The organism is Streptomyces sp. NPDC091416, from assembly GCF_044756845.1.
Taxonomy (GTDB): domain Bacteria; phylum Actinomycetota; class Actinomycetes; order Streptomycetales; family Streptomycetaceae; genus Streptomyces.
Genome location: NZ_JBIVTU010000015.1, coordinates 214440 through 227637 on the forward strand (window position 1 = coordinate 214440; position 13198 = coordinate 227637).

Sequence of the window (13198 nt, forward strand, 5' to 3'; positions counted from 1 at the left end):
GGCAGCGGGCCGGGGGAGCAGGAGGCCGGGCGTACGATCGGATCATGGCTGCACGTCCCGACATCACCGCCTGGCGTCCGTCGGTGGCGGGAATCGAAGAGGTCTTCCACGCCCGCTTCACCGACCACACCTACCCGATGCACACCCATGACGCCTGGACGCTGCTCATCGTGGACGAGGGCATGGTCCGCTACGACCTGGACCGTCATGAGCACGGAGTACTCACCGACGTGGTGACGCTCCTGCCCCCGCACATCCCGCACAACGGTGGCGCAGCCACCGCCGCCGGGTTCCGCAAGCGCGTCCTGTACCTCGACGTCGCCCAGGTCGACGAGGGACTCGTCGGCATGGCCGTCGACCGGCCCGTCCTGCGTGATCCGGCGCTGCGCCGCCGGATCGGCCGCCTGCACACGACGCTCGCCGGACCGGGCGACGAGCTGGAGGCGGCAAGCCGTCTCGCGCTGGTCGCCGAGCGTCTGGACCGGCATCTGCGCAGCCGTCCGGAACCCCCGCGGTACGTCCATGACCGCAGGATCGCCCACCGGCTGCGGGACCTGCTCGACGAACGGTTCGTGGAGGGAATCGCGCTTCAGGAGGCGGCGCTGCGGCTGCACGCCCATCACGCGCACCTGGTGCGGGCCTTCAGCCGGGAGTTCGGCATGGCGCCGCACCAGTACGTGACGGGTCGCCGAGTCGATCTCGCCCGCCGGCTGCTCCTGCGGGGGATGCCCGCGTCGGAGGTGGCGGGCGCCGTGGGGTTCTACGACCAGTCGCATCTGACGCGCCACTTCAAGCGGGTCGTCGGCACCGGCCCGGGTCATTACGCCCGCACCCGCGGCGCGTCCGCCCGGCCGGCCTGACCCCGCGGCCCGTCCCGCTGCCCCCGCGGCCATGCCGATGTCCCGGCGATCCTCGACAGCACCGAGTCCGCGAGCCGGCAGCAGGCCCACCGGGCCCGACCGGGGTCGCAGCCGAGCGCGGCCGCCGGAAAGCGGGGGCACGTCGTCGGTGAGCAGCTCAGCCAGCCGCTCGCAGCGCCCCGACGTGGCGACGACGATGCGGGGCTGAGCATGGGACTGTTGCGGTTCAGGAGGCGCGAACGCCTCTCGGACTCAGGAAGGTCGACTGGGGTCACGTACGTGATGTCTCGGACCCAGCGGGGGCCGAGGGCTGCGGGACCCCGTTGACCGCCGGTCCCGGCGAGAGCCTCAGCGGCGTTCCAGGCAGCCGCGCACGAAAGCCGCCTGTCCCGCGTGCTGGAGGTCGTCCGCCAGGACGCTGATCAGCCGGACGCCCAGGGTGACGGGCGGCGACCACGCCTCGTCGACGACGCGGTCGAGCGCCTTGCCGTCGAGGCCGGAGATGAACTCGGCCGAACGTGCGTGCACGGCGTCGTAGTACCCCAGCAGCAGGTCCGCCGAGCCGACCCTGACCGCGCCGACTTCCTTGCTGCTGTGCCCGTAGCCGGTGGCGCCCTCGGTGAAGGGCAGATCGAATCGCGTCGCCCAGTCCTCGCTGAACCAGACCTGCTCGGTGCCCGCCGCATCCGCCAGGTGGTCGTCCTGCACACGGGTCAGGTGCCAGACGAGCCAGGCGATCGAGTTGGCGCCGTCGTCCAGGCGGGCGTTGAGGTCGTCGGGTCCGAGACCTCCGACGGCCGCGTGCACGGTCTCCCTGATGCGGGCGTATCCATCGGTGAGCATGTCTGCGACGTTCATACCCTCACCTTGGCCGCTCCCCCGCCCGCGTCCTGCCACCGACACGCCCCCGCCGGGCGAAGCGCCCCGGACCATCGGCGCATGTCCGTCGCGGCCGCCGGCGTGGGCGCTGGCGCTGGTGGCGGGGTATCCGGACCGCCCCTTGCCACCGAGGCCGGGACCCGTGCGCCGTACGCCTGGGCACAGGGCTGGTTCCCACGGCGGGTCCGGCCATACGCACACGAGCGACGCCCGGAACCCGGACGCCGCTCCCCGCACGCGGGATGCACCGCCACGGCCCTACGGCACGAGGCCCCGGGTCTCCACCGGCCGTTCCGCGTGCCGGCCCACTCCGGCAGCCCGCGCGGCACCGTGCAGCGAACGCAGGGCCAGCAGCAGGAAGCCGATGTCATCGAGGTAGACGGGGTCCGGCACCAGGTCGACGGGCGACACCGTGTAGATCACCGCGGCCCAGAACAGCGCCTTGTCGCGCAGCGGGATGCCGGCGTCGGCCAGCAGCTTCCTGGCGCGCAGGACCCGGACCAGGAGAACCCCGGCGACGCCCACGGTGAGCAGCACGAAAGCCGCGCCGATGAGGATCCAAGCCGTGGTGTCCATGCTTCATCGTGTACCCGGCTGCCGGAGAAATACCAGGGTCTTTCGTCTGGATCATGCCGGGCTCGCGGGATCCGGCACGCGCATCTGCGGCGCTGTCGTCGGCCGCCGATGCTCCGCAGCGACTCGCTCCTCCGCCCTGCAGCCGCACGCACCGGACCCCGCTCCCCGACCCGGCCTGATCCAGACGCGAGACCTCAGTGGGCATCCTTGGCCTGCCTGCGCGAACGGCGCTTCAGCGCGCGCCGCTCCGTCTCGTCCAGGCCACCCCACACACCGGCGTCCTGGCCGTTGTCCAGAGCCCATCGCAGGCACTCCCGCCGTACGGGACAGCCCCGGCACACCGCCTTCGCCTCCTCGGTCTGCACCAGCGCGGGGCCGGTGCTCCCGATGGGGAAGAAGAGATCGGGGTCGTCCTCGCGGCAGGCCGCGCGCATGCGCCAGTTCTCCATGGGTTCTCACTCTCCTGACGGTCGTCTTCCGCTCTTCGCCTCCGTACGCTGCGGGTGACCGCCTTCGGGCTTCCGAAACCTCCGCGGCACACCGTGCTCAGCCGTCGAAGCTGCGGGGGTGGTGGCTCCGGGGCGACCATGGGAGACAGCGGAACTGCGTCCGGGCGCGAGGACTGCGTGGGAAGGATCGTCTGTGGGCGGCACTGAGGACATGCGGACCGGCTGGGGCGATGCGCGCAGGGAAGGCGTGCACCGTTCCCCGGAAGGTGGCCTGCTCGACGTCCTCGGTGTGGGCGCGATGGTCCTGGACACCGAGGGGCGCATCGTGCTGTGGAGCCCGCAGGCGGAGGCGCTGCTCGGCTACGCCCCCGGAGAGGCGCTGGGCCGGTTCGCCGCACAGGTCCTCGTGGACGAGGAGCACTTCGAGCTGGTGCTGAGGCTGTTCACCGAGGTGATGAGCAGCGGCGAGGCGTGGGCGGGGGTCTTCCCCGTGCGGCACAAGGACGGCACTTCCCGGCTGCTCGAATTCCGCAACATGAGGCTGCAGGACGACCACGGCGACTTCTTCGCGCTCGGGCTGGCGGCGGACGGGGCGACGCTGCGTGCGGTCGAACGCGATCTCGCGCTGTCCGTGCGCCTGGTCGACCAGTCGCCGATCGGTCTGGCGGTCCTGGACCACGATCTGCGCTATCTCGCCGCCAATCCCGCGCTGGAGCGGATGGACGGGCTCAGCGCGGGAGGCCATCTGGGCCTCCGGGTGGGCGAGGCGCTGCCTTTCCTGGACTCCGACACCATCACGGCGGCGATGCGCGAGGTGCTCAGGAGCGGAGTGCCGCAGGTGTCGCACGAGGTCGTGGGACGCACTCCGGCCGATCCGGACACCGACCGTGCGTGGCGGGTGTCGCTGTACCGGCTGGACGACTCCGGAGGCCGGGTGCTCGGGATCGCCGTTTCGCTGATCGATGTGACCGACCGCTACCGGGCGGGTGCCGAGGTGGAGCGCGCCCGGAACCGTCTGGCGCTGATCGCCGATGCCTCGGTGCGGATCGGCACCACGCTGGATCTGGAGCAGACGGCCCGGGAACTGGCGGAGGTCACCGTGCCCGAGCTCGCCGACGTCGCCGCGGTCGATGTCCTGGACAGCGTCCTGAAGGGGCGCCCGGGCCTGACGGAGGGGCCGCTCCTCATCCAGGCGCTGGCCATCGTCGCGGCGCGGCCGAACCCCGTGGTGGAGGCGGCGGATCCGCCCGGTCACGCCGCCCAGTACGGGGCCGACCGGTTGATCACCCGCTGTGTGCGGACGGCCCGGCCGGTCCGGGAGCCTTACCTCGACGCGGGGATACTCGCGCGCATCGCCCGGGACAGCCGTTCGGCCGCGCTCCTCGCGCAGGCGGGCGCGCACTCCTACCTGGCGGTGCCGCTGATCGCGCGGGGCGAGGTCCTGGGCGCGATCGACCTCATCCGCACGGACAATCCGCTGCCGTTCACCGAGGACGACGAGCTGATGGCGTGCGAGCTGGCCGCCCGTGCGGCGATCGGCATCGACAACGCGCGGCTGTACCGGCAGCAGCGGGAGACCGCGCTCACCCTGCAGCGCAGCATGCTGCCGCGCGACCACCACGATCCGGTGGGTCTGGAGGTGGCGTCCCGCTACCAGCCGGCCGCCTCGCGGTACGAGGTCGGCGGGGACTGGTTCGACGTCATCGGGCTGCGGCACGGGCGGACCGCGCTGGTGGTGGGCGATGTGATGGGCAGCGGGATCAACGCCGCCACCACGATGGGACGGCTGCGTACCGCCACGCAGACGCTGTCCAGGCTCGCTCTCCAGCCCGCGGAGGTCCTGGGCCACCTCGACGAGATCACCGCCGACCTGGACCCGCCTTTCGCGACGTGTGTCTATGCCGTGTACGACCCGGAGGCCGGCCGGTGCCGGATGAGTACCGCAGGTCATCTCCCGCCGGTGGTGGTTCCCCGGGACGGTGCGCCGCGTCTGCTCGATCTGCCGGCCGGGGCGCCGCTGGGTGTGGGCGGTGTGCCGTTCAGCGACGTCACCGTCCCGCTCGGACCGGGCGACCGGCTCGTGCTGTACACGGACGGGCTGGTGGAGACCCGGGACGACGACATCGACAGCCGGCTGGACAGCCTGCTCGGGCTGTTGCGCGATCCGGATCCGTCCTTGGAGGAGTCCTGCGACCGGTTGCTGCGCGAGCTGCGCGCTCCCCAGGACCATGACGACGTGGCCCTGCTGATGGCCCGGGTGCGCGGCTGAGATCGGGGTGGTGGCACGCTCCCCGTAGTGGCATGCGGAGCGTGTGCCAGCACCTCGCGTACGGACCGGGCGGTCCGGGTGGGTCAGCGTGCGCACCCACGGTGCCGGCGGCAGCGGCGTGCCGTGGCTCCGGCCCCGCGGGTGCCCGCGCCGAGGAAGCCCAGCCCGATGCCGAACATCCAGGAGTCCTTGGCCAGCGCGACGCCGTCCTGGGTCGGGCTCAGACTGCCGGGTTCACGCATGCCCGGCACCCGCAGATACAGACCGACCAGCCCTCCGGAGAACCCGGTGAGCGCCAGCCCGGCGACCCTGGTCGGGACGAAGGGGACCAGCAGACTGCCGCCCACCGCGATCTCGGACCAGGCGAGCAGCCGGGTGAACCGGCCGGCCTCGATCTTCTTGAGGAACGGGTAGGCGGTGCAGGCCATGCCGTGCAGTCCCTGCTGGGTCGCCTCGTCCGCCTTGAGCTTGCCCAGACCGGAATTGAGGATGAACGCGCCGGTGGCGATGCGCGGCGGGAAGTCACGCCGTTCGGGCAGCGACAGCATGGGTGCCTCCAGGTGAGTCAGGTCGTCGGCCCCCGGTCGAGCATAGCCAGCGGGCCTCCCGGCCGCGCGCAGAGAACGGCCGACCGTGCCCGGCCCGCCCGGGAGTGCCCGGGGCCGGACTCATCGCCCGGCATCCGCGCCCGGAACGGGCCGGACAGGCGTACGGGGCCTCCGCCATACTGATCACGGCGGGAACGGAGAGGCGGAACAGTGGTCCAACAGCAAACGGAGTACGACGTCTTGGTGGTCGGCGGCAGCGGGGTGGACACGATCGTCCGCGTCGACGCCCTGCCGGTCCCGCTCGCCGACGCGGTGATGGTCGGCCCGATCGAGGAGTGGCCCGGTCAGACCGGGGGCAACGTGGCGCTCGGCGCGCGTGCGCTGGGGCTGGAGGTCGCGCTCCTCGACTGCATCGGCGACGACTGGACCGGTTCGCAGGTGCGCGAGCGGCTGGCCAAGGGCGATGTGGAGTTCCATCCGGTGATCTCGGCGGCGGGCACCCGCCGCGCGGTGAACCTGGTGGACGCGACGGGGCGGCGGATGTCGTTCTACGACGCCCGCGATCCGGAGGACCTGCGGATGCCGCAGGACTTCTACCTTCCACGGCTGCGGCGCGCGCGCCATGTCCATCTGTCCATCATGAACTTCACCCGCTTCCTGTACGACGACGTCGAGGCCCTCGGTGTCCCGGTCTCCACCGATCTGCACGACTGGGACGGACTGGCCGACCATCAGCGGGAGTTCGCCCTCCGCTCCGATCTCGTGTTCTTCAGCGCGGCGGTGACCGGTGACCGTACGCCCGCGCTGATGCGGGAGATCCTGCGCGAGGGCCGCGCCGGAACCGTGGTGGCCACGGCGGGCGCGGAGGGCTCCTACGTCCTCACCCGCGACGGCGGCCCGGACCCGCGCCATGTCCCGGCGACCGTGCCGCCCGCACCGGTGGTGGACAGCAACGGCGCGGGCGACGCGTTCGTCACGGGGTTCCTGTACGGACGTCTCGAAGGACGGGACGCCATCGGCTCCGCCCGGCTGGGCGCGGTGGCAGGTGCCTTCGCCTGTACGGCGCCCGGCTCCACCGCCATGATCGGCCGGGAGGCCCTGCTGGCGGCGGACGGCAGCGGTTCGTAGACGGCCGCTCCGGTCACGCCTGCGCCCCGGCGGCCCGGTGATCCCGGGCCGCCGGGGCGCTCGCTTGGCGGGCGGCTGCCCGCTGCCGTCCGGCTACTTCAGGTAGGGACCCGCGGTCCCGATCATGCCCGGGCCGTTCAGCACGTAGACGCGCATGTTGCCCTTGCCCGGGGCGGCGACGGTGAGCTTCCCGTCGGTGACGACCCGCGTGTCGCCGGTGACGGCGTCCTTGTACGTGCCGTTGGGGATACCGGTGTACGAGGCTCCGCCGGTGACCGTGACCAGGGCGAAGCTGTCCGTCGCGCCACTGGTGTAGCGGCGTTTGTACGCCATCTGGCCGGTGATGCCCTCGGTGGAGTACTGGCCCATCTGCAGGGCGGGCACGGCCCGGCGGATCTCGTTGAGCCGCTGGACGTGCTTGACCAGGGGCTTGGACAGCGTGTTGGCGACCTCACCGTCCGCGGAGTCGACCTTGGAGAACTCGGAGGACGTGACGTTCCCCGCGAGGTGGTCGCCGTAGTAGGCCCGTCCGGTCGTGGCCAGCGGGCAGGTGGGGCCGCAGTCGATCTTCTTGCCGGCCTGAAACTCGATCTCCGATCCGTAGTAGAGGGTGGGGATGCCGCGGAAGGTCCACATCAAGGACATGTTCTCGGCCCAGGCGTCGGTGCCGCCGGTGTAGCGCTCGCTGCTCTTGTTGGGGCCGTAGTCGTGGCTGTCGACGTAGACGACGTTGTAGGTGGCGTCGTTGGTCGAGTCGTCGGAGTCCTTGCCGTTGTTGTACGCGTTCGTGGCGTCCCCGAAGTTCATGTGCATGCGCATGTCGATGATGTTCATGCCGGAGAACTTGCTGTGGTCCGGTACGTGGTACGTGTTGCCGTTCAGGAACGCGTTGTCCGAGGTCGGCTGTGCCCCCGTGCCGAGCTGCTGCTCGTAGTCGTACATCTCCAGCGCGGCCTTGGCGTCGTCGGCGGCGTACTCCTTGCGTTCCTTCCAGGTGAAGAACTGCGCGGAGTGGTTGACCGAGCCACGGTTCCACTTGTCGTTGACGAACGCGCCGACCTCACCGAAGACCAGGAAGTTCTTCGCGGCCTCGGCGCCGAACTGCTGGGTGACGCGCTCCTGGATCGCGGGCAGGAAGCGGCGGTTCCAGGTCGTGCGCGGGACATGGACGGCGGTGTCGATGCGGAAGCCGTCGACGCCCATGTCGATGTACTTGTTGTACGCGCCGATCAGGTAGTTCTGGACCGGTGCGGACTCGGTGTTGAAGTCGGCGAGGTCGTCGTGCAACCAGCACGACCGGGAGTCCTCGCCCTCCCAGTTCCCCAGCCAGCAGTTGTGGTAGTACTCCTTCGGGAACATGCCCGACGTGGGGTTGGGCCACTGGCAGTTGTAGATCTTGTAGCCCTCGGGCGAGGTGGCCCCGGTCGCCTTGCCCCAGTTGAGACAGGTGTTGCCCGCGGGCTCGGCCGTGGACCACAGGTCGCCGTTGTAGTACGACTTGCCGCTCTTGGGGTCGACGGTCAGTCCGTCGTACTCGAAGCCCTCGTTCTTCTCGTCGTAGTACCAGCTCCACTGGCTGTCCCGGACGCCGTAGACGGTCGGGGTGAACAGGCCCTTGGCGCCCCAGCGCGAGGAGTGGTTGTAGACGACGTCCTGGTAGATCTTCACGCCCTTGGCGTGGGCCGCGTTGATCAGGTCCTGGTACGAGGCTCCGGCGGACTCCAGGCGGGGGTCGACCTTGTAGAAGTCGTAGCCGTGGTAGCCGTGGTAGTCGTAGTCGGACCGGTTCAGGACGACCGGGGTGATCCAGATGGCGGAGAAGCCGAGCCCCTTGATGTAGTCGAGCTTCTTGACCAGGCCCTTGAAGTCACCCCGGAACATCGGGTCGTTGTTGGCGGCGTTGCCGGACTTCACGTCCTGGCTGCCACCGCGGTTGTTGCTCGCGTCCCCGTCGTTGAAGCGTGCGGTCAGGACGAAGTAGATCGGGTCCTTGCGCGGGTCGGTGCCCAGTGGCTTGCCCTGGGCGGCCGTCGGCGGCCTGACACCCGTGGTCGCCTTCGCGACGGCGGAGGCGGCGGAGGTGTTGCCCGCCGCGTCGACCGCCTTGACCGTGTAGGTGTAGGCGGTGTTCTCCTCCAGGCCGGCCTCGGAGAGCACCGTCGAGCTCACATCGGTGACGACACTTCCCTTCGTCCCCCCGGACCGGGTGACCTGGTACTTGGTCACCTTCTTGTTGTCGGAGGAGGGTTCCCAGGTGACGATGACGGCCACCCCGTCGGCCTTGGCCGTCACCTCGGTGGGCACGGTCGGCGCCTCGGTGTCCGGCGGCTCGGCGACGCACGGGTCCTTGGCGTCCTTGGCCACCGTGCGGTTCTTCACGGTGCTGACACCGGCCGGGATCGTGTAGTTGCCGCCGTTGTTGTTGTCCCAGACCCCGTTGCCGTTGTTGAACACGGCCTGCATCGAGGTGGCGGTGCCGAGGTCGACGGTCCTCTTCACCCAGCCGGTGCAGGCGGGTTCCATACCCACGCCCGGCACGGCGGTCCAGGAACCGCCCGCGGGCTGGTAGTGCAGATTGGTGGTGGTCCAGCCGACGGTGGCCGTCGAGTAGTACACCGAGGCGGTGTTCGCGCCGTCGTCGGTCGGGCTCGGGCTCGGGTCCGGGCCGGTTCCCGCACACGGGTCGCTGTGGGCCACGACCCCGTCCTTGACGGTGACGTTCCCGCTGCCCAGGTCGTAGTTGTTGCCGGCGTTGTTGTCCCAGACACCCGAGCCGTTGTTGAAGGTCGCCTGCAGTCCGGCCGCACTCCCGAGAGAGACGGTCTTCTTGACCCAGTCGGTGCAGGCGGCCTCCATCGCCACGCCCGGAACGGAGGTCCAGGAACCGCCGTCCGGCGCGTAATGCAGGTTGTACGCAGCCCAGTTCTTCGTCTTGGTGTAGTAGAAGACGGTCGTGGAGGTCTCGGCGGCCGCGACGGGCTTCGCGTCGAGGTCGGGGGTGCCGGGCAGTGCGGCGAACAGGCCGAGCACTGCGGCCGCGGCCGTGGCTGCCGCCAGGGGGCGTCTCAGCAGCCGGTGAGGGGTGCGTTTCATCGGTGTCTCCAGGGAAGGGCCACGGCGACGGCGAAGCCGTGGCGTCCAGGACGCAGGGATCGGGGACCTGCGCCGTCCCGCCGGAAACCCTGACGCGCCTCAAGGTCCGAGCGATGGGGGCGTTCCGACTGAAATGCCAGCCGGAATATTGCTGCAATCTCTTGCAGTCCGGAAGTTACCGGCACATGACAAGGCCGTAAAGAGGTCCGGCACCACGCAGTTGGCCCTCCTCATTCGGAATGAAGAGTTCCGGGCACTCGTACCGTCCGCGCCCGCCCCGGGCGTTCCTCAGAGCGCCACGCTCAACTGCGCCTGCAGGTGGGCGCGCATCACGCCCGCCATGTCCGTCGCGCAGTCGCTGAGGAGCCACTGCGTCTGAAGGCCGTCCATCAGCGCGACCAGCTGCTGCGCCGCCAAGCCGGGGTCGACCCCCTCCCGCAGGGCCCCCGCGTCCCGGGCTTCCGCGTAGGAGATGGCGGTGTTCCGGACCAGATTGCGGTACCGCTCGACGAAATAGGCATGAGCCGGGTGCTCGGCAGAGGTCGCCTCGGCGGCGAGCACGGAGAACAGTTCGACGATTCCCCGCCGTTCGGCGTTCAGCACGGCAAGGTCGACCAGTCGGCGCAGGCAGTCCACACCCCTGGGCTCGCCGACGGAGAACCACTCCCCGTCCACCTCGTCCCGGCGTTCGAGGACCGCGAGCAGCAGTGAGCCCTTCGTGGGGAAGTGGTGCAGCAGGCCCGGGTGCGAGATGCCGCAGCGGGTCGCGATCAGACGCAGCGAGGCGCCCCGGTACCCGGCCTCGCCGAACATGGCCATGGCCTGGTCCAGGATCTCCACACGCTTCGCGCGGCCCTTCGCGTAACCCCGACGCGCCTCACCCGTCACTCGCCACTCTCCCGGTCATGTCGGACGGCACCCCGGCGTGCTGTCACACCTACATACTTACCACTCGGTCGGGATTCAGCGTACGGTGGTCCCAGAACGTCACCGACGTTGTGAAAGGAACTCCCGTGGGCTCCTCCCTGCCCTATCTCGACCCGTCCCTGTCCGTCCCCGAGCGCGTCGCCGACCTGCTCGGCCGGATGACGCTGCCGGAGAAGGCCGGCCAGATGCTTCAACTGAACGCGAAGGACGGGGTGCGGCACCTCATCGAGGAGTTGCACGCGGGGTCGATCCTCCACGCCTCGCCCGACCGGGTGCTGGAGGCCGCCGCGCTCACCGAGCGGACCAGACTGCGGATCCCGCTGCTCGTCGCGGAGGACTGCATCCACGGCCACTCGTTCTGGGAGGGTGCGACGATCTACCCCACCCAGCTCGGCATGGCGGCCACCTGGGACCCGGAGCTGGTGGAGCGGATCGCCCGGGCGACGGCCGTCGAGGTGGCCGCGACGGGCGTCCACTGGACGTTCTCCCCGGTCCTGTGCATCACCCGGGACCTGCGCTGGGGCCGCGTGAGCGAGACGTTCGGCGAAGACCCCTTCCTCATCGGCGAGCTGGCCTCGGCGATGGTGCGCGGCTACCAGGGCGACGGTCTTGACGACCCGACGGCGGTCCTGGCGTGCGCCAAGCATTTCGCGGGCTACTCCGAGACCCAGGGCGGCCGGGACGCCAGCGAGGCCGACATCTCCCGGCGCAAGCTGCGTTCGTGGTTCCTGCCGCCGTTCGAGCGGGTCGCCCGCGAGGGCTGCCGGACGTTCATGCTCGGCTACCAGTCCATGGACGGGGTGCCGGTCACGGTCAACGACTGGCTGCTGAACGAGGTGCTGCGCGGCGAGTGGGGCTACACCGGCACGCTGGTGACCGACTGGGACAACGTCGGCCGCATGGTGTGGGAGCAGCATGTGTACGCCGACCACACGCAGGCGGCCGCCGCCGCGGTCCGCTCGGGCAACGACATGGTGATGACGACACCAGCCTTCTTCGAGGGCGCACAGGAGGCGGTCGCCGCCGGCATGCTCGACGAGGCGGAGATCGACGCGGCGGTCCGGCGCATCCTCACCCTCAAGTTCGAGCTCGGGCTGTTCGAGAATCCGCGCCACCCCGACCGCGAGCGCCAGGCCGCGGTGATCGGCAGCGCGGACCACGCCGGACTGAACCTCGAAGCGGCGCGCCGCTCGCTGGTGCTGCTGGCCAACGACGGCACCCTGCCGCTGGCCGGCGGCTTCGGGGCCGGTCCCGACGGCCGTGCGGTCGCGGCTGCCGGATCGGCGCCTCGTACGGTCGCCGTCATCGGGCCCAACGCCGACGACGCGCAGACCCAGCTCGGCGACTGGGCGGGCTCGTCGGGCCAGGCGGACTGGCTGCCGGACGGGCACCCGCGCGCCATGATCCGTACCGTGCTGGACGGGTTCCGCGAGCACGTGCCGGAGGGCTGGACCGTCACACATGCCCGGGGCGCCGACATCCTGACCGTGGGCCCGGACCCCGAGGGCGCGTTCTTCCCGGACGGGCAGCCGCGGCCCGAGATCGTCGTCCCGGCCGAGCCGTCCGCGGCCATGATCGCCGAGGCGGTCGCCGCCGCGGAGGCGGCCGACCACGTGATCGCGGTCGTGGGTGACCGCATCGAGCTCGTCGGTGAGGGCCGCTCCACGGCGACCCTGGAGCTGATCGGCGGCCAGATCGCCCTGCTCGACGCACTCGTCGCGACGGGCAAGCCGGTCGTGGTGGTCGTCATCAGCTCCAAGCCGCTCGTCCTGCCGCCGTCCGCCCACCGTGCCGCGGCGATCCTGTACGCCTTCAACCCGGGTATGCCCGGCGGCCGGGCCGTCGCCGAACTCGCGCTCGGCCTGATCGAGCCGTCCGGGCGGCTGCCTCTCTCCTTCGCACGTCATGCGGGGCAGCAGCCGACGTACTACAACCAGGTCCGCGGCCAGCACGGCACGCGTTACGCCGATCTGACACAGCGTCCGGCGTTCGTGTTCGGCGAGGGCCTCAGCTACACGACGGTCGCGTACACCGATCTGGAGGTGATCACCGACGTCCTCGGAACGGGTGACACCCTGCGGGCGCGGGTCACCGTCCGCAACACGGGTGAACGTCCCGCACTGGAGACCGTGCAGGCGTACGTCAGCGACACCGTGACCTCCGTGACCTGGGCGGAGAAGGAGCTCAAGGCCTACCGCCAGGTACAGCTGGCCCCCGGCGAGTCGCGCGAGGTCGTCATCGAACTGCCGGTCGCCGAGTGCAGCCTGGTGGACGCCGATGGCCGGCGGATCGTCGAGCCGGGTGCGTTCGAACTCCTCGTCGGTCCGTCGTCGCGCGACGCCGTGCTCCTGCGGGCGGGGTTCACGGTCAAGGGCTAGTACTGCAACGGCGTTTGGTGTGACTGGTGGCCAGGGCAGTCGTTGATCCGAATATGGGTGGGGAACTCGGTGAGGTCAGGGCGTGGGCAGC

At 70.6% G+C, this 13198-nt stretch carries 10 protein-coding genes; 4 read left to right on the forward strand and 6 right to left on the reverse strand.

The window, feature by feature from the left end:
- The first annotated feature begins 44 nt into the window (after positions 1 to 44).
- Entirely contained in the window at positions 45 to 860 is an 816-nt protein-coding gene (locus tag ACIQMX_RS34985) for an AraC family transcriptional regulator (protein ID WP_363070233.1), read from the forward strand.
- 348 nt (positions 861 to 1208) lie between these two features.
- Here ACIQMX_RS34985 and ACIQMX_RS34990 read toward each other — a convergent pair whose 3' ends face one another.
- From ACIQMX_RS34990 to ACIQMX_RS35000, 3 genes are all read right to left on the reverse strand, one after another.
- Positions 1209 to 1718, reverse strand: coding sequence for a DUF664 domain-containing protein (locus ACIQMX_RS34990; protein WP_363070235.1), 510 nt, complete (start codon positions 1716 to 1718; stop codon positions 1209 to 1211).
- A 279-nt stretch (positions 1719 to 1997) separates the two neighbouring features.
- A complete protein-coding gene (locus ACIQMX_RS34995; protein ID WP_363070237.1) occupies positions 1998 to 2315 on the reverse strand; it encodes a YkvA family protein in 318 nt (105 codons plus the stop codon).
- 194 nt (positions 2316 to 2509) lie between these two features.
- Positions 2510 to 2764 (reverse strand): WhiB family transcriptional regulator, encoded by a 255-nt coding sequence (locus ACIQMX_RS35000; protein WP_363070239.1) that lies wholly within the window; start codon positions 2762 to 2764, stop codon positions 2510 to 2512.
- A 211-nt stretch (positions 2765 to 2975) separates the two neighbouring features.
- Here ACIQMX_RS35000 and ACIQMX_RS35005 point away from each other — a divergent pair, with 211 nt between their 5' ends.
- A complete protein-coding gene (locus ACIQMX_RS35005) occupies positions 2976 to 5033 on the forward strand; it encodes a SpoIIE family protein phosphatase (RefSeq protein ID WP_363070277.1) in 2058 nt (685 codons plus the stop codon).
- A gap of 83 nt (positions 5034 to 5116) precedes the next feature.
- Here ACIQMX_RS35005 and ACIQMX_RS35010 read toward each other — a convergent pair whose 3' ends face one another.
- The gene (locus ACIQMX_RS35010; protein WP_363070241.1) at positions 5117 to 5581 is read right to left on the reverse strand and encodes a hypothetical protein; all 465 of its coding nucleotides are present in this window, start codon (positions 5579 to 5581) and stop codon (positions 5117 to 5119) included.
- Positions 5582 to 5791: 210 nt separating this feature from the next.
- On the opposite strand from ACIQMX_RS35010, the gene ACIQMX_RS35015 reads away from it, so the two are divergent.
- Complete coding sequence (locus tag ACIQMX_RS35015) at positions 5792 to 6709, forward strand: carbohydrate kinase family protein (protein ID WP_363070243.1); 918 nt, start codon at positions 5792 to 5794, stop codon at positions 6707 to 6709.
- A 93-nt stretch (positions 6710 to 6802) separates the two neighbouring features.
- Here the strand turns inward: ACIQMX_RS35015 and ACIQMX_RS35020 are convergent, their stop codons facing one another.
- Together ACIQMX_RS35020 and ACIQMX_RS35025 are read right to left on the reverse strand one after the other, a co-directional pair.
- On the reverse strand, positions 6803 to 9802 hold the full coding sequence (locus ACIQMX_RS35020) for a carbohydrate binding domain-containing protein (protein ID WP_402484169.1): 3000 nt from the start codon (positions 9800 to 9802) through the stop codon (positions 6803 to 6805).
- A gap of 288 nt (positions 9803 to 10090) precedes the next feature.
- On the reverse strand, positions 10091 to 10690 hold the full coding sequence (locus tag ACIQMX_RS35025; protein WP_363076443.1) for a TetR/AcrR family transcriptional regulator: 600 nt from the start codon (positions 10688 to 10690) through the stop codon (positions 10091 to 10093).
- A gap of 125 nt (positions 10691 to 10815) precedes the next feature.
- Here ACIQMX_RS35025 and ACIQMX_RS35030 point away from each other — a divergent pair, with 125 nt between their 5' ends.
- The gene (locus ACIQMX_RS35030; RefSeq protein WP_363076445.1) at positions 10816 to 13107 is read left to right on the forward strand and encodes a glycoside hydrolase family 3 N-terminal domain-containing protein; all 2292 of its coding nucleotides are present in this window, start codon (positions 10816 to 10818) and stop codon (positions 13105 to 13107) included.
- Positions 13108 to 13198 lie beyond the last annotated feature (91 nt).